Origin of the sequence: Moritella dasanensis ArB 0140 (assembly GCF_000276805.1) — a bacterium.
In the GTDB taxonomy this organism is placed as follows: Bacteria; Pseudomonadota; Gammaproteobacteria; order Enterobacterales; family Moritellaceae; genus Moritella; species Moritella dasanensis.
In genome coordinates, this window is record NZ_AKXQ01000016.1 from 1 (window position 1) to 17,961 (window position 17,961).

Sequence of the window (17,961 nt, forward strand, 5' to 3'; positions counted from 1 at the left end):
CAGTCAGAACCAACAAGACAGTCAGAACCAGCAAGACAGTCAGAACCAGCAAGACAGTCAGAACCAGCAAGACAGTCAGAACCAACAGGATGAGCAAGATAAAGCGGGTCTAGCTGGACAACAAGAAGTCAGCGATGAAACGGCGGAAGAAGGTAACGGCCAAGGTATACCAGCAGCGCAGAAAACACCATTAGAATTAGAACAAAAAAAAGAGCAGCAACGCTTACAGAAATGGTTACGCAATATCCCTGATGACCCCTCTCGGTTATTAAAAAATAAAATGTATATAGAAAGTCAGCAACGTAAAGCTGGATCTAATCAGCAAAATAGCTCGGAGCAAATATGGTAAAGGCAAAACACACACATCGCCGCGATTCTAAGTTCTCACCAATAGCGAGTATTATCGTCCTTGCAGGCTTATTATTTACGCTTAGTTTTCAGGCCAATGCGGCATTAAAAATGATAGCGTCGGTCAATCAAAACCCTATCATACAAGGCAGCAGCTTCATTCTTGAGATCCGTGCGAATGAAAGTATCAGTGCCAGCGATTGGGACAGTTCTGCACTGCTGGCTGATTTTGTGGTGGGTAGAACATCGACAAACAGTCAAACGTCTTATATCAATGGTAAAAAATCCCATATAACGACATTTACAACGGTACTAATGGCACGCAATATTGGCAGTTATACCATCCCAGCATTTACCATTGATGACGCGACAACCAAACCAATTAACCTAAACGTCATTTCATCATCGACCGCTAGTAGCCGTGGTCTCAATAACCGTAATGTTGAATTAAAAGCGAATGTCGCGGATACCGCCATCTATGTCGGTCAGCAATTTATCTATACCACAACCTTGTACATAGCCCAGAACACCGAGATGCAAGCCGGTAATATCACCGAGCCAGAAGTGGCTGATGGCACAGTGAAGCAAATAGGCAAAGATGAAAATGGCAGTGAAGTGATTAACGGCCGCCGTTATCAAACCATCACGCGTCAATTCGCGATCACCATCAATACCGCAGGAACAAACGCAATTACACCAAGTCGGTTTGAAGGTCAGGTAAGCACCGCCAAACGCGGTTATCGCTCAGGACCGGTTACCCCAGTCATTATCCAAGCAGACTCGTTAAATTTAAATATTCAGGCACAACCCAGTACGTATAAAGGCGAATGGTTAGTCAGTGACTTTGTTCAGCTAAACGAAGAGTTACAACCCTTACAAAGTACTTATCAACAAGGTGAACCGATCACTCGTACCATTACATTAACCGCTGCGAACGTCCATAAATCAGCCCTACCCGATTTGGCGATGACTTGGCCTAAAACAGTCAAGATCTACCCTGATAAGCCACAGTTGACGAGTTTTGCACAACAAGGTAATTATTTCGCGCAACAAGTACTTAGCTTTGCCATCATTCCCAATCAAGTGGGTGAACTGATATTACCCGCGGTATCTGTACCTTGGTTTAATAACAAAAGCCAACAACAAGAGTGGGCAACGCTACCCGCTAAAACGGTCACTATCGTCGCAAGTGAAAATAGCGCAGCAGTTGTCAGCAATGCCAACAATCAAGATGATCAAACAAGCTCAACCCCTAACAAGGGCAGTAACAGTGACAAATCAAATATACAAACACCGCCAACAGCAACAACTGAATCTCCGATATGGCGTTGGTTAACCTTTCTCTTTGCTGGATTGTGGTTATTAACCTGTGTTGCTTGGTTGATGTTACGTAAAGGTCATCAACAAACAGTTAACCCACAAATAACTAACAGTGCTAAATCAGATAATATCTGGCCACTATTAGAAACGGCGCTGAAAAACAATGATGCACAACAAAGCAGTCCGCTATTGCATGCTTGGGTTAAACAACACTGGCCCGAGATCAAAGATCAGCACCTAGCTTCACTGCCGATGAGTCAAGAATGTCTGCAAGCTTGTCAGGATCTATTAACCTTTAGCTATGCTAAAAAGACAGCGTCAACAACTTGGAATGGGCAAGCACTGTTGGTTCAACTGACCAAACTACGACGCTCAAAACAAGTCACAACAAAATCGCAACAAGCCAATATAAAATCGCAACTTAATCCACAGTAGCAACCCCATCATCTCTCGAAGTGGCGTCAAAAAAGACGCCTACTTCGTTTGTGAAAATAACAACACGCCCAAAATGTTCGAATTCGAGCATTAAAAAACCAATAACAAATGCTCGAACATTAAACAACCTCTCTCGAATATGAAAATGAAACATTCATATGAGCAACTAGGCCTTTCACCTGAAAGCTGAGTTGCATTAACTGAAAGTTAACAAGTGAATCTACAAATTACATACATTTATCTATTACCCGCACTAGATATCCCCCTTAAAAAAGCGCAAACTAGATCCAGTTATCGGATTTAATTATTGCTTTATTAGGGAATTGGAATGTCTATACATAAAACACTTGGTGAGTTCATCGTTGAGAATCAATCTGATTTTCCTCATGCAAAAGGTGAGTTAACAGCATTATTAAGTTCAATCAAACTTGCAGCTAAAATTGTAAACCGCGAAATCAACAAAGCTGGTCTAGTTGATATTACCGGTGCAAGTGGCATTGAAAACATCCAAGGCGAAGAACAGCAAAAACTCGATATGTACGCAAACGAAGTATTTAAAAATGCTTTAATGGCACGTGGTGAAGTTTGTGGTATTGCTTCTGAAGAAGAAGATCATTATGTATTTTTCGACAATCAAAACAGCCGTAATGCTAATTATGTAGTATTAATGGATCCCCTAGACGGTTCATCAAACATCGATGTTAACGTTTCTGTTGGTACAATTTTCTCTATCTACCGTCGTATATCTCCAGTTGGCGGTCCTGTATCAATGGACGACTTCTTACAAGTTGGCCGTAAACAAGTTGCCGCTGGTTATGTGGTATATGGTTCATCAACTATGCTGGTATTTACGACTGGTAACGGTGTTCATGGTTTCACTTACGACCCATCAATCGGTGTGTTCTGCTTATCTCACGAAGCAATGACCTTCCCTAAATCAGGTAAAATCTACTCGATTAATGAAGGTAACTACAGCAAATTCCCAATGGGTGTTAAAAAATACATCAAGTATTGCCAGGAAGAAGATGACGAAACGAACCGTCCTTATACGTCTCGTTACATCGGTTCTTTGGTTTCTGACTTCCACCGTAACCTGCTTAAAGGTGGTATCTACATTTACCCACAAACAGCACAAGCACCAACGGGTAAATTGCGCTTATTATACGAGTGCAACCCAATGGCTTTCCTTGCTGAACAAGCTGGTGCATTAGCGACTGATGGTTACACACCAATCCTAGATCTAAAACCAAAAGAATTGCATCAACGCGTGCCTTTCTTCACCGGTTCTGTAGACATGATGGATACAGCACATCAGTTTATGGCCGAGTACAAAGATAAATAGAAAGAAAAAGAAAAGAGGAAGCCTAGACCCCCCTCTTCTTTAAGTAATCCTTTGAAGCCACGTCATCCTCTATTAAGAAGGTGGCGTGGTTTTTTTGTTACAGGACTTTTTGTTATAAGCCTTTGTATATATTATACACAACAATATGATTAAACATGACAGACGTGACACTTAATGAAATTTAGTCTCAAAAAAGATTGACACGGTATTTTGATCCATATCACAAATTTAATCATTTTTTTTGACAGGATAAACATAAGAATAACTACTCTAATAAATTGGATATCGATAACAATTTAACAACAACACCTGCGCGCTCAAATTAAGCGTATACTTTCAATGACTTAAGTTAAATTACACCATCAACTATTTTTAACTAGAAACGTCAAGTCTTAATAATCAAATAGCACACACTGTAATTATTATTAATTACAAAGCATGCACAACCAGTTACTATTTACTCATACCATCGACAACTGGTCTGACCTTAACTCTTTAACGATAAACAAAAGGAACTTTGTTTATCTATTCAGTGGGCTACCAGTAGCGAGTTAAACAAAATAAAACTTATAAAAATGAGTAATTAACTATGTCTAAATTTCAAAAAACAACGCTTGCTACAGCCCTACTGCTGGTAACTGCACAATCTTCTGCTGCTGGTTTCCAAGTAAGCGAACATTCAGCATCTGGTCTTGGACGAGCTTTTGCTGGTGAAGCAGCCGTTGCTGATAATGCTGCGGTAATTGCACGCAACCCTGCAGCTATGTCTCTTTTCGATAAAGCTGAAATTTCAATTGTTGGCTCTTACATTGTACCAAGCGCAGACATTGAAGGGGTAAATGACCCTATTTTAAACAATCCTTCACGCCTAGATTCAAACGACGTCATTAATGATGCTTTTGTTCCTGCAATGTATTATGTTCAACCAATCAATGAAAAAGTGGCCGTAGGTCTAGCTATGTTTTCAGGCTACGGTATGGTTTCCGAGCATGAAGATGACCACGCTGTAGGCTTTGCTGCTGGTACAACGGATCTTCTCACGTTCAATATCAACCCAAGTATGTCTTTTAAGGCCACTGATGATCTAAGTTTAGGTTTAGGTGTTAACGCTGTATACGCGACAGCCACTCTGAAACGTAATAAAGGTGATTTAGCTATACTTCCGCCAGCTAAAGGAGGCCTTGGTGGTTCCGCTAACGAGCAATTGTTCTTATTGGAAGGTGATGCTTGGGGTTACGGCTGGAACGTTGGTGCACTGTATGAATTTAGCGAAAAGAATAGAATTGGCGTAGCATACCGTTCACAAGTTGATATCGAGTTTGAAGGTGACTTCACCGGAGCTACCAGTGGTGGTAACAAGATTCAAACTACCTTAGAAATTCCGTTACCTGCAACGGCTGAAATTTCTGGTTACCATAAGGTAACGCCGAAAATTGCCGTAACTTATAGTGCGCTTTGGACACAATGGAGCAAATTCTCTGAACTTGAGGCATTAAGCAATCAATGTGCTGCTGGTGAATGTTTCAAAAAAGAAGAAAGTTATGATGACAACATTCGTTACGCAATTGGTACAGAATTTTATACCGGTAACACAACGTTACGTGCGGGTTTCGCATTTGATGAACAAGCAGGTGAAACAACACTTAGCATCCCAGATACAGACCGCTACTGGTATACTCTTGGTGCAACTTACAACCTAGATGAAGCTTTTAGTTTTGATTTCGCACTCGCTTATATTTATACAAAAGAAATTGAGTTCTCTGAGTACGGTTATACTTTCAAAGGTCAAGGTGATGCAATCATTGCTTCAGCACAAGCAAACTACCGTTTCTAATACTGTTAGATAAGTAATATAAATATCTAAATACAGTAATAAAATAGCGCCTTAAGGCGCTATTTTTATTTTCGACTAACCTTAAAATAGAGCATTATTTTAAGGGAATAAATATGAGTCAATGTTGTATCCGTGATTCGCCTATCGTCTATCTAAGTGCGCTTCTGAGTCTGATTACCTATTACAGTCCGTTAACTTACGCAGCAGCCTACCAATCTTCAACAACCTCAGCCATCGAACTCGGTAACGCAGGTGCTGGCGGCGCAGCAGACACAACGAACCTCGCAAATATCGCCATCAATCCAGCGATCACCGCAGCATTTGATCATCCGAGTATCTCAATCGCGGCCATCTTTGTTAAATCAGAGAAAGACATTAATGGGGAGTATTATTCAAATGGTGCATCCGACGCATTAGATAACGCGAATATTGGCGATAACTACGTCGTCCCATCAGCCTATTTCGCCTTTCCGATTAATGATAAATGGTCATTTGGTTTTGCTACCTTCTCAAATTATAACGTACGTAATAATTATGATACGGCATACCCCGCCGGGATCGTCACCGGACAACGTTCTTTGTTCACTTATGAAATAAACCCAAATGCCGCAGTCAAACTAACAGACAAACTGTATCTCGGCTTTGGCGTTAGCGCCATCCATGGTAATTATAAACTAGCAACAAATTATGGCGCACAAAACCCCACTAACCCGAGTCAAATATATCAAGACTTCAGTGGCACAGGCCTGGGCTTTCGGTATGATATTGGTGCACTCTATAAAATAAATAAAGACCATCAGTTCGGGTTATCTTATCGATCAGCAACGAAAATTGAAACCGAAGGCGATTTCACGACTCTTGCAAGGAATAATGACCTCGTCTTTGAAGACACCACCACGCTGTCCATGGCCGTGCCAAGTGAAACAACCTTATCAGGTTTTCACCAACTTGATCCTAGATTGGCAATACAATATTCGCTCGCTTGGTATGGCTGGGAGAATCTAGATTACGTTTCAGTCTCACATGCAGGCTGCCCCGCGAACCCCGACTTTGATTTACCGCAAGGGCAGTGTTTAATTGAATCTGTAAATGCAGAAGATAGCTGGAAAATAGCACTTGCAGTAAGCTATAAATTAAACGATGTCATTTTACTGCGCAGTGGAGCGTCAACAGAAAAAGCAACTGAAAGCGCGACCTTCTCGATCCCCTTTGATAAAAAAGCCAACTTCAGTGTTGGGTTAACTTATTTTGCCAGTCGGTCATTAAGCTTCGACATGGGTCTTACTTATGCGAGATACGAAACCAGCCGGATTAAAGATACGATAGGCTTTGATGACTTCGATATAAGTACCAAGGGCAATAGCAGCATGCTTGGATTACAGTTAAATTATCAATTGATTGATTGATTGATTGATTAATTGATTAATTGATAATTTAATAAGTGAATAAACTGAGGTTTATAGAGTATTAGCTCTTGATAATTCTGCCTTGAAATACGGTTAATACTATTATCACTAAAACACATTAGATTAGATTAGTACTTTAAAATCTTTTATATTAAGGCCACAAAGAGATAGTAACTACCAACTTCAAACGATCATTCTAATTTGAATAGTATTACTAATAACATGTCTCTTGTCCTCACATAAACATCTCGATAAATCCCTATAATAAGTCCAACTCAAGTAGCGACGTGTATACACAAGTTCGAGTAAATCTGTAATCAACATGGATGTATTTACATTACATTACATTATTAATACTAGACAGGGATTAGTCATGAAAAAAACCTATTCATTCAAACAAAATGTGTTCAAAAAAAGTGTCATATCTAAATCAATAGCGACAGCGACAGCGATTATCACCGCAACGATGATGACCAGCGCTCAAGCATCAGCTGCAGGATTCCAAGTAAACGTGCAATCTGCATCGGCACTGGGTAATGCTAACGCAGGTTTTGCTGCCAATACTGATAACGCAGCAGTGATAGCAACCAACCCTGCTGCAGCGGCATCGTTTGACAAATTTGCCTTTTCATTTGGTGGCGCTTATGTAGAGCCAACAGTTGAGACCACAGGAAACAATACACCACTTGATCCTTATTATGCAGGTTTTAATAACGGATTTGGAACTAATTACAGTGGACCAAGTGAGTCTGATTACGACGTAGAGAACTCCGTTAACACTTCGACAATTCCTTCTGTTTATGCTGTTATACCTGTTGGTAGCAAACTTGCTATTGGTTTAGCTGGTTATACTAATTATGGTACTAATACTGAATTTCCTGGTGATTATGCAGCTGGCTTACTGGGTGGTTCAACTCAATTAACGACATTCAATTTAAACCCAAGTTTAGCATTGAAACTAGGTTCTAAATTACGTCTCGGCGTTGGTGCTCAAATCGTTTACGGTTCTGCAGAGCTAGAGCGTAACCTTGGTGATGGCGCAGCATTAAGTGCAATGAATGGTATAGCCGAATTAGCTCAAACAGGTGCTTCGGCGGCACAAATCGGCGGTGCTATCGCTGCAAATAATGCGACACTATCGGGCCAAGCAGGCGGTACTCAAGCATTCATCATGGAAGGTGATGATATCGGTTTTGGTTGGAATGCAGGTGTATTACTTGATCTAAGTGATAACCATAAAATTGGCGTTAGTTACCGTTCAGAAGTCGAACTTACATTTGAAGGCGACTATTCAAATTACCAAGGTGACGAGTTAACTGGCCAATTAGATTTATCATTGCCTGCTATGGCTGAACTCGGTGGTTTTCACCGAGTGGGTAACATAGCCCTTCAGTATGGTGTTGTTTGGACTGAATGGAGTAGTTTCGATGGTCTAAAAGGTGTTGCTGCTGAAAATAATGACTTAGTATTATTTGAAAAAGCTTACAACTATGAAGACAACATTCGTTATTCAGCAGGTTTATCATATTACTTAGGCGACAAAATTATCTTACGCGCAGGTTACGCGTTAGATGAAAGTGCTGGTGATACTACGATCAGTATTCCAGATTCAGAACGCCAGTGGTATACAGCAGGTCTAACATTTAACATAAGTAAAACACTGTCGATTGATCTAGCCGCTGCCTACATTGTTGGTGAAGAAACGTCATTTACTGAGACAGATAGCAATACCGGCTTAACGTATGCGTTTACCAATAAAGCCGAAGCGGTTGTTGGTTCAGCACAAATGAATTTAGTTTTCTAAGACGGATTTGAGCTTATAAGATAATGAACTATTCATAAAAATAATAACGAATTAGCGCTTACTACAGAGTAAACGCTAATTCGAAAACATCCATTTATAACGGAATATTAAGCTCGCCAATAAACCAACATCCACTATCAAAACAAAAATGCTGGGCACAATGAAAGTTGAGTTTATGCGGTGGTTTACCTAACATATCCCAATTCGTGGCACTGGCATAAATAGCACGTATAATACCTTTATGACTAACACAACCAATTCGCTGCTCTACATTGGCAATATCCAAGGTCTCAATCCAAGCACTAACCCGCTTTGCAACTAAACGAGGAGACTCACCACCAACAGGCCGTAAATCTAACCCCAAAGATTCTTGTTCAGCAACATAAACTGGATCTTGCTGTCTTAATTGAGCTAATGCTTTTCCTTCCCAATCTCCCCAACTCATTTCGATCAATGCGCCTTCAGTATTGGCATCAACGCCAAGTAACTCAACCGTTTGTTGAGCTCTTAATAACGGACTAGTAAACCAAGGTACAGACAGTAAACACTCAGGTAACTGGTAAGCAGCTATTTGCAATCTACCAGCTTCATTTAACTGAATATCAGTACGACCTTGCAAACGTTTTTCAACATTCCATTGCGTTTGACCATGGCGGATAAAATAAACGTGGATCATGACTGTGTCTTATCCTTTAGGTCTACACTCTCAATAGCTCCCTCAATCACCTGCTTAAGCTGTGACGCACTGGCATCGATGGAATGATGTAAAGCAACATATTCAATAGCAGCTTGTTTCATCGCATTTAATTTGCCTGGATCAGTAAGTAAATTATCAACCGCTAATGCCAAAGCATCCGCGTTATATGCATCAACGAGGAGGCCTGTGACATTATAACTTACAATTGAGCTCACGCCCCCCTGGTCGCCAGCAACAATGGCTACGCCCGCTTGCTGAGCTTCTAGAAAGATCATGCCAAGGGCTTCATTTATCGCCGGCCAAACTAATAGTTCGAAATGTGGTAATAGCTGCCTTATTTGGCTATTTTCAACAGCTCCTGCAAACTTAACTTGTTTATGTTGCCTGAAAAGAGCCTGTACTTCAGTTTGCATCACGCCTTCACCAATAATTAATAGTTGATAAGGATGCTGTAACAAATCAACCACTGAACTGAGTTGCTGATATGAGCTATGTTTATCACCACTGCGCATCATGGCGATAGTAATAAGCCAAGGTAACTTGATGTCTAAACCATATTTATCCGCTAAATCTTGCCTCGTTAAATTAGAAGGCATTAACTTATTTGTTGTCGCTGTAGTATTATGATTAGCAAGCAGATCATCATTATTAACAGGTAAATCATCAATAAAAGCATTGAGGGTAACAAGCGGTGAAGCAGACTTTGCCAGTCTATCAGCATAGAAGTCGGTCAGCGCAATTTTGTCCCTTGGGTTAATACACACAACTGTGTTCGCCAGTTTCAAGCCATCAGCCACTTGCTGGTGATACAAGGCCCAAGGACCATCAGCGCGTTTTTCAGCCCATGATGCTTCAGCAACTATGTAAGGTATATTCAGAGTTTGACAGATGATTGGGCCAATGAGATCTGGCGCTTTGTAATATAAATGATAGGTAAACCAAGCTTGCGGCGTAAAGCCTTGTTGCTGCCAACGTCGCATTATCCTGCCTGCTTCTTTCTTAGCAAGGTCAATGAGTCGCTGCTGACGCAGTTCATCGCCCGCTTTATCAAAAGAACGTAACTGACTAGCCAGCTCAACATGATAACCAGCCTGCTCTAGTGCACAGATAAATAATCGGGCGATCTTGCGATCACCTGATGGATTTGGGTGTGAGGGTGATTTAAGCGGCGCATAAAATGCGACGCCTGTTTTTACACTTTTATTAAGACCTGCTCTAGCAGCTGTATTAGCCTCGATCATCAAACAGCTTTTCTAACTGGTCGATGCCGATTTTGACATCAAAACGTTGGTGCAGTTGTTTCTGCCCTTCGACGCCTAAACGCTCACGCTTTTCACCATCGCGAAGTAAATCTAATAATGCCGCCGTTAGTTGCTCAACATTATTAGACTCAACCAATACGCCATTTTCACCACTATCAATCAGCTCAGGAATACCTGAAATATCCGTGGCCAAACAACATACCGACTGGCTTTGTGCTTCCATCAATACATTCGGCATACCGTCTCTATCACCATCTGCAACAATCTTACTTGCTAACACAAACAAATCACTTTCACGATATGCTTCAAGCACGGTTAATTGTGGTTGTGCGCCTTGCCATTCAATATGCTGTTCAATACCGAGTTCTTTAGCCTGCTGGCGTAACGCTTTCAAAATACCGCCACCGCCAATATGGGTTAACTGCCAGTGTAAATCTTTTGGCAGTTTAGCCAGCGCATTCAATAAATCATCATAACCTTTCTTCGGTACCGCGCGACCAACACTGATAATTTTTACTGGCTTATCAACAGAACTGCCATTAACATCAGCACGAGACACGCGATCAACATGTTGAAAACGTGTGAAGTCTAAACCGTGATAAACCAAATGCACCTTGCTCGGATCTTTAGCAAGGGATTGTAAGTATTCATGATTGGCGGCTGTACAAGTCGATAACCATTCTAATTCTGCAAGCTTTTCTGATAAGTCCCATTGCTCAGTAGTCCAAATATCTTTAGCGTGCGCAGAACAAGACCAAGGTAAGCCATTTACCAGTGCCGCATACCGTGTTACTGACGCTGGCGTATGCAGAAAGTGTGCATACATTTGTTCAACACCTTCAGGCATTTCTGCGGCTAATACTAGGCTTTGACCAAAGCGACGAACACGACCACGGCTAGTATCACGTTTTAAATCACGGAAAAATTGCTTAAATACTTTAACCAGCGAAAATTGAGTCCCCAACTTCCAAAATGCTTTTAAAACCCGTAGTGGTTCATCATGCAAATACTCGGGTAAATACAGGACCTCCGCTTCAATTTGTTGATGAATTGGGTGCGTACTGGTATCAGTCGGATGACGTAACGACACTAAGGTAATATCAAAACCGCGTAATTCTAATGCGCGAATTTCTTGTGCTATAAATGTTTCTGATAGGCGTGGATAGCCTTTAAGTACTAATGCAATTTTCTTCACTACAGACAGACCTTAAACTTTTATGATTTACAATAATAACGAGACGACTAATGCCTCGTTTCTGCACCTTTATCAACAGCCCATTCAATAAGCAATTTAGCGCTTTGAGATGCGCCTTGATTATCGATATTAACCGTCTCTGCAGTGCTATTTAGTGCATTATTAATCGCCGTTTTTAATGTATCGACACTCAACTCATCATTCTTGACGAATTGCAGCACTTTCGCTTCAGCCAATACTTCACTTCGCGCTAACTGCTCAGTCTCCCCTTCCCCTTCAAACGGGATCACGACAGCGGGTACGCCAGTTAATAATAAATCCATGACCGTGTTATAGCCTGCCCTTGAAATTGACACGTAAGCATTACTTAGCTCACTTAAAAAGTCATCAGCAAGATCGACAACCTGTAAGTTTGACTGTTGCTGCGCTTGGAAATACACTTTATCAGCACTGTCCATATTTGGCCCAGTAATCAGTAACCACTTTTTATCCGCTGCAAATCCACTATTATACAGCGCCATCACCGCAACTAAAATATCTTTACCAATACTGCCACCACCGACAGACACCACTATCGTGTCCCTTGTTTTAGGCGAGCTAGACTGATTAACTAATGTCGGGCACACATAGCCAGAATAACTGATTTTATCCGCAATCATATCGGCAACAGGGAAACTTCTTGCTAATGGATAGAAATCTTCATCACCATGTACCAATACGTGTTGGTAATAGGTTTTAACAAGGTTGACGTACTCTTGTTCTCTGATCGTTGAACGTCGTTGTAAAATATCGCGGATAGATGAAACAAGCACAGGCGGCTTATCCTGCGATTTAGCCCAACCGAGCAGTGGTAACAATTCAAAGCGCATTTGTCTGCGTCCGAATGGATAGGTTTCAGTAACAATTAAATCTGGTTGGAGCGTTTCACAAAGCGCTAATAAAGCCTGTGTACGCTGCTTTTTATCATCATCACTGACTGGTGTGCCATCTGCTTTAGCTAAACCACTAAAACCGGAATCAGCACTCTTTACAGCCATTAACTGGTGCATGGTCGCATGACCAAAAGACATACTCGGCACAGGCATTCCACCAAAAATAACATCAACTTGTGCGCCTTGCTCACAGAGCGCTTGCACGATAAGAGATGACCTGCGAACGTGACCAATACCTAATAAATATTGCACATAATACATAATACGCGGTGCTGACATATCTGGTCCTTGCGGTAACACAAATTAAAAAGAAAGCTAACTACTAACTACTAACTACTAACTACTAACTACTAACTACTGTTATTTTACAACCAACTCACCGAATCGATCAGCGACAAAATCTAAGCCATTGAGCAAATTATCAAGTTTATGTTTACTCGGTTTATCTTGCTTTAAAAGGCTAATAATACCGTCGACCATAGTCTCAGTTAAACGTTCTGAATCTAAATCGAGCATAGATAACAGCCCTACCGCAGCGGCATTACGCGCACGAATAAGTTGTTCTTCTCGCGGTTGCGTGCGAGGTAAAATCATGGCTGGTTTATCAAACGACAGTATTTCACAAAAAGTATTGTAACCACCCATCGCTATTACAGCTTCAGCCTCAAACATTAAATGCTCAAGATGATTGCTAAATGTAAGTGCATCTACATGAGGAAGTACTTCCGCTCTGCGCAAAAAATCATTGCGTTCAGTGGCAGGCATAAAAGGACCAAGCACAAACAAAGCAGGCATCAGAGTCGGGCTACTCTCATAAGCACGGAGAACCCAATCAATCATCTCAATACCATCTCCGCCACCACCAGGTGTGACCAAAATGTAAGGTCTGTCGGGGAAATTAATCGCGTCGGTATCGACTTGTTGTGGTAGCTGTCTTGGTAGATAGCCAGTAAACAAGGTTTTATCTGTCACCACTTGTTTAATGTCCAATCCTTGCAATGGGTTGGATACCTCAGCAGGACCATAAACCCAAAGTTCATCATAAAGATTTTCAAGTAATGGCATCACATTTTTCTTTTGCCATTCTTTTTTTAACAACTCGGGAGAGTCCATCACATCACGTAAACCAAGAATACATTTGGTGTCTGTATCTTTAAAATGCGTTAACGTGCTAACAACTTCATCTTTCAATCCGCCCGGTTCTTTGTCGACAAGAAAAATGTCAGGCTGGAAAACTTTAGACGTATTGAGAATGATAGATTCACGTAATGCCATCGTATCAGCAAGATCGATAAGCAAGCCGAGTGAGGTATATTCGCCATTATGCAGTTTGATCACACCAGGTATGCGAATAAAATCCACACGGGCTTTAAAATCAAAACGACCAATAATCGGCGAACCTGTAATAATTAAAACAGATAAGCCTTTATATCGGTCAACTAACGCATGTGCGATGGTGCGACAACGACGTAAATGGCCAAGACCGAAAGAGTCATGGCTGTAGATAAGCAAACGGCTATTATTTAATTTACTACGCACTCGAACTCTCTTTCACTAAATACAACTAAGGCGATAAGGTTACCAAAAAAGCGCAACCTAAGATACCGCAACGCTCACTAAACAACCCATTCAAATTGTTAAAGATTGACTGCGAATTAATTATAATCCGAATCTATTTTGTCGTTCTTTTTAATGTCTGCAGATGCGCTTAATGCAGCCGCTGCACCTATTTGTTCAGCGAGTTCAGCATTTTTTTCAATACTGTTTTGAATGTCTTCTTTACCGTCATGCTGAGTTAATACGTGCACAGAGCGATGGGCAAACTCAATGCCATTGTCTTTTAATGATTCTTGTACCAATCTAAATGCTTCGCGGCGAATAACCCATTGCTCACCAGGTACACAGGTAAACTTCATCCGGAAAATAAGCGCAGACTCTTCAACCCTCGTCACCCCTTGTGACTTTAGTGGTAATAAGAAATGCTGTCCATATTCAGGATGCAATAACATTTTTTGGCCGACCTTCTTGATCAGCTTGCGCACTTTCTCAACGTCGGTGCGATAATCTAATCTGAATTCCAATTTCTTGGTAATCCAATCTCGAGACAAGTTACGTACGGTCGCCATTTCACCAAAAGGAATCGTTTGTATTGCGCCAAGATGATGACGTAATGTAATTGAACGAATAGAAATACGTTCAACCGTTCCACGTAACCCTGCAGCCTCAATATACTCACCACGACGGAAGGCATCATCAAGCAAAAAGAAAATACCAGAAATGACATCTTGGACTAATTTTTGTGCGCCAAAGCCCACCGCGATACCAACGATACCGGCACCAGCTAGCAGCGGCGCAATTTCAACACCGACAATACTTAAGATCATTAATAGCACACTAGAAAATAAGAACACCATTAAAAATGAACGCACCAATGGCAGTAAGGTTTCAGAACGAGAAGCACCGCCACCACCGCCTTCACCTTCCAATGTCGATGTGCCACTATCATCAATATCAGCTGGTAAATGGCGTTCTATCGCAGATTGAATTACTTCCCAGATAGCATAAGCGACAATAACAACGATGATGATATCCACAAACATTTGGATGAAACTACCAAAGCTACTCGCTAATTTTTCCCATGCATTATGATCAAAGCTAGCATCGATGTGATAAAAAATAACCGCGGCAAAGATAACACGCAGCGCTATAATCACGCGATTAATAAACTTATCACAACGCTGTTCAAACGAGTGGCTCTGCAACCAAGATATACGTTTAAGCTGACCAAGCGACACAAAAATAAAGCGGTCTAATATTGGATAAACAAAGGTCAACCACCAAATTGGCGTAAAGTTATCTGCTTGTTCGTAATAGCCCAAAAACTCATACATAGCCCAGAATGCCCAAGCCATAAATAACCAGATGGTGAATACACTGGTCCATGTTTGACGTAAGAAACGGGTAAAGGCAGAGCTAGTCTCTTTACCACTGACAAACAAAGATTCTATCGTTCTACGGTTGAACCAAATAAAGGTAATGGACAATACATTCAGAATCATACCGGTAGAGGGAATGATTAAAGCAAACAAGATCGGGTCTAACGAGAACACCACTAAAATACGCCAAAACGTTGTAATAGTAAGATAAACAGCCATAAACCCAAGAATTGACCAATACAGGCGACTTGCTGACTGACAATCGATTTTAAATAATCGATTGCCGCGTGCATAAGGTGCGAAGATCAGTCTTAATATCACTGTAAGCGATCTTATTTTTACAACTAAACCTAATGCATGCAGGCTGAGTAGTCTAAATGGGTCTGTTTCTGCGTAGTTATAAATAGCAATCAGCGCGGCTGTTAAAGCAAAAATGGCGATACCAACATATTGGAAAAAACCACGCATTAATAAGTAATCAAGATTATCTTTAAAACTGGTGTCTTTTTCTTTAGCCACGCCCTCAGAAAAAGAGTTCATTTTGACACTGGCGATACGCTCAACAATAAAACCACAAACCAGCATTAATACAAAAATCGTAAACAAAGATGAAAAACGTGCTGCACCTTGCCCATCGGTTAAGTTATTAATCAATTTTTCTTGGTGTTCTGGCCACAAAGCCAAGCTAGCTAATAGTTTATTTTTACGATCTTTGGCATCCATTAAGAAAATAAAACGTGCCATATCATCATTCTTATAACGATAATCTTTATTATCTTTGTCTCCATAGCCTCTATTTTCGCGACCTAGAACTCGCCAATTACGATCTTCATCGGTTATTTTATTTTCAGAGTTGCCACGGTTACGGTTTGGGAGCTGAATCGTTGGTTGTTTCTCACCAGCTGTACCCTGCGCTACAGCATTGCTGACTGGTAAGTTATTTTCAGCGACATAGTCTGATGATAAATAAACGGCATCACTTGCATGCACTAATGGCATATTACTTAGCATCAACAACATGCTAAGTAATAATGTCGCAACAATACGACTGGGAAGACTTAAACGAATAATCTTGTGCATAGCAATACCAATTATTTTTTATAAGGATAAGATAAGAATAACTATAGTATCAAAACTTTACGATCTAGCAACATAACTAACGAACATCTGATCACTAAAGCACTGTAAAGCAACCATCCGAAATACGATGAAAAAAGTATAATTAAGAAGTAAAACTAATTTAAAATATAAAAATACTACCTATATCTAATTTTTAATTAACAAACCATAAACCTAAGCGAATTTACAATAAACGCATGTTATATTTATAGAAGTAAGTTTACATATAAAAACATATTTTACAATCACACAACACTTGTGGTAAAGAAGTGTAAATGGTAATCTACCTAAAAATGTAGATATCGTATTATTTTAAAGTCTGCCTGAATCTATTGATATTAGGCAACTCTTGCAAAAATTATAATTAAAGGAATAAACAGTGAAAATTAAACTTCTTGCGGTAGCGGTTGCCGGTATCTTACTATCAGGCTGTAATGATGATAACGGTCAACCTACAGGCCTATCAGTTCAAGCATTTGATCCAGCAGTACGAGGCATGACTGCAAGTGTAATATGTGATGATGGTACATCTGAAGGTGGTATCATCACGGGTCAGGACGGTAATGCTAAATTCTTTGAGTTAACAACTCTAGTATCACCGGAAACTTGTGCATTTACGTTCTTCGGTATTGCGGGTGCTATTGACGTAACGAATAGTAAATCAATGGTGGGTGTTACTTACACTATTCCTAAAGGTATGGTTGAAGCTGGTAAACCAGTAACAGCGTCGCCATTGACAACATTGATTGCTAAAGAGTTAAAAGCAACAGGTAACCCATATTCAAAAGAAGGTGCACGTCTTGTATTAGTATCGCTAGGTTTAGGATCATTAATTGATAATGGTGTAGATGTAAGTAAATTACTATCTAATACAGATGCAGTTTTAAAAGAATTAAGTACAACTAATTCAACTGATGCTAGTCTGCTTGCTGCGACAACGGCAGTACTATCTGATGTACTAGCAAACGCAGATGAAAATAATTCATCGACAAGTGTAGCTGACCTTGCTAAATCAACGAGTGCTCTTGCCGATTCAGTTATCGATTCGTCACCAAACTACCCAACTGGTGCATCTGGTGGAGTAGTGACAATCACCGTATCCGATGCTGACATTGAAAAAGTAGTTGATGCTGTTGAAAAAGACCAGCCTATTCCAGACTTACCACAAGTACCAACGGTAGGTGAAGAAGCTAAGCCAATTGATAAGCCAACACCAACACCACCAACAGGTGGCGGTGACGGTACTGGTGGTACTGGCGGCGGTGGTAACGGTAAAGTACCTTCGTAACCAAATACTCTAATTAAATTTTTAAGGCTCCTATTTAGGGGCC

12 protein-coding genes and 1 pseudogene are annotated in these 17,961 nt (G+C 40.7%); 7 read left to right on the top strand and 6 right to left on the bottom strand.

The annotated features are described in order from the left end of the window. From A923_RS22280 to A923_RS0113935, 6 genes and pseudogenes are all read left to right on the top strand, one after another. Positions 1–349: pseudogene (locus A923_RS22280) on the top strand (hypothetical protein); the annotation flags it as partial. Further along, entirely contained in the window at positions 343–2,103 is a 1,761-nt protein-coding gene (locus A923_RS0113910) for a BatD family protein (RefSeq protein WP_017222286.1), read from the top strand. The pseudogene A923_RS22280 and the gene A923_RS0113910, both read left to right, overlap by 7 nt. 328 nt (positions 2,104–2,431) lie before the next feature. Then, complete coding sequence (gene fbp, locus A923_RS0113920) at positions 2,432–3,445, top strand: class 1 fructose-bisphosphatase (RefSeq protein WP_017222288.1); 1,014 nt, start codon at positions 2,432–2,434, stop codon at positions 3,443–3,445. A 589-nt stretch (positions 3,446–4,034) separates the two neighbouring features. After that, complete coding sequence (locus tag A923_RS0113925; RefSeq protein ID WP_017222289.1) at positions 4,035–5,279, top strand: outer membrane protein transport protein; 1,245 nt, start codon at positions 4,035–4,037, stop codon at positions 5,277–5,279. Between the two features lie 113 nt (positions 5,280–5,392). Further along, the gene (locus tag A923_RS0113930) at positions 5,393–6,685 is read left to right on the top strand and encodes an OmpP1/FadL family transporter (protein ID WP_017222290.1); all 1,293 of its coding nucleotides are present in this window, start codon (positions 5,393–5,395) and stop codon (positions 6,683–6,685) included. Between the two features lie 373 nt (positions 6,686–7,058). After that, positions 7,059–8,489 carry an OmpP1/FadL family transporter gene (locus A923_RS0113935; protein WP_017222291.1) on the top strand — a complete coding sequence of 477 codons (1,431 nt, stop codon included), beginning with the start codon at positions 7,059–7,061 and terminating at the stop codon, positions 8,487–8,489. A 94-nt stretch (positions 8,490–8,583) separates the two neighbouring features. Here the strand turns inward: A923_RS0113935 and A923_RS0113940 are convergent, their stop codons facing one another. The 6 genes from A923_RS0113940 to A923_RS0113965 all read right to left on the bottom strand — a co-directional run bounded on the left by A923_RS0113940 (position 8,584) and on the right by A923_RS0113965 (position 16,591). Next, positions 8,584–9,165, bottom strand: a complete 582-nt coding sequence (locus A923_RS0113940; protein ID WP_017222292.1) for a histidine phosphatase family protein — start codon at positions 9,163–9,165, stop codon at positions 8,584–8,586. Then, on the bottom strand, positions 9,162–10,427 hold the full coding sequence (locus A923_RS0113945; RefSeq protein WP_017222293.1) for a glycosyltransferase family 4 protein: 1,266 nt from the start codon (positions 10,425–10,427) through the stop codon (positions 9,162–9,164). The genes A923_RS0113940 and A923_RS0113945 overlap by 4 nt, the downstream gene beginning before the upstream one ends. Further along, positions 10,414–11,643: a glycosyltransferase family 4 protein gene (locus A923_RS0113950; protein ID WP_017222294.1), complete on the bottom strand. Its 1,230-nt coding sequence runs from the start codon at positions 11,641–11,643 to the stop codon at positions 10,414–10,416. The genes A923_RS0113945 and A923_RS0113950 overlap by 14 nt, the downstream gene beginning before the upstream one ends. A 47-nt stretch (positions 11,644–11,690) precedes the next feature. Beyond that, on the bottom strand, positions 11,691–12,854 hold the full coding sequence (locus tag A923_RS0113955) for a glycosyltransferase family protein (RefSeq protein ID WP_017222295.1): 1,164 nt from the start codon (positions 12,852–12,854) through the stop codon (positions 11,691–11,693). 81 nt (positions 12,855–12,935) lie between these two features. Further along, positions 12,936–14,114 (bottom strand): glycosyltransferase family protein, encoded by a 1,179-nt coding sequence (locus A923_RS0113960; RefSeq protein ID WP_017222296.1) that lies wholly within the window; start codon positions 14,112–14,114, stop codon positions 12,936–12,938. Between the two features lie 116 nt (positions 14,115–14,230). After that, positions 14,231–16,591 carry a mechanosensitive ion channel family protein gene (locus A923_RS0113965; protein WP_017222297.1) on the bottom strand — a complete coding sequence of 787 codons (2,361 nt, stop codon included), beginning with the start codon at positions 16,589–16,591 and terminating at the stop codon, positions 14,231–14,233. 418 nt (positions 16,592–17,009) lie between these two features. On the opposite strand from A923_RS0113965, the gene A923_RS0113970 reads away from it, so the two are divergent. Next, complete coding sequence (locus A923_RS0113970; RefSeq protein WP_017222298.1) at positions 17,010–17,918, top strand: hypothetical protein; 909 nt, start codon at positions 17,010–17,012, stop codon at positions 17,916–17,918. Positions 17,919–17,961: the final 43 nt, after the last annotated feature.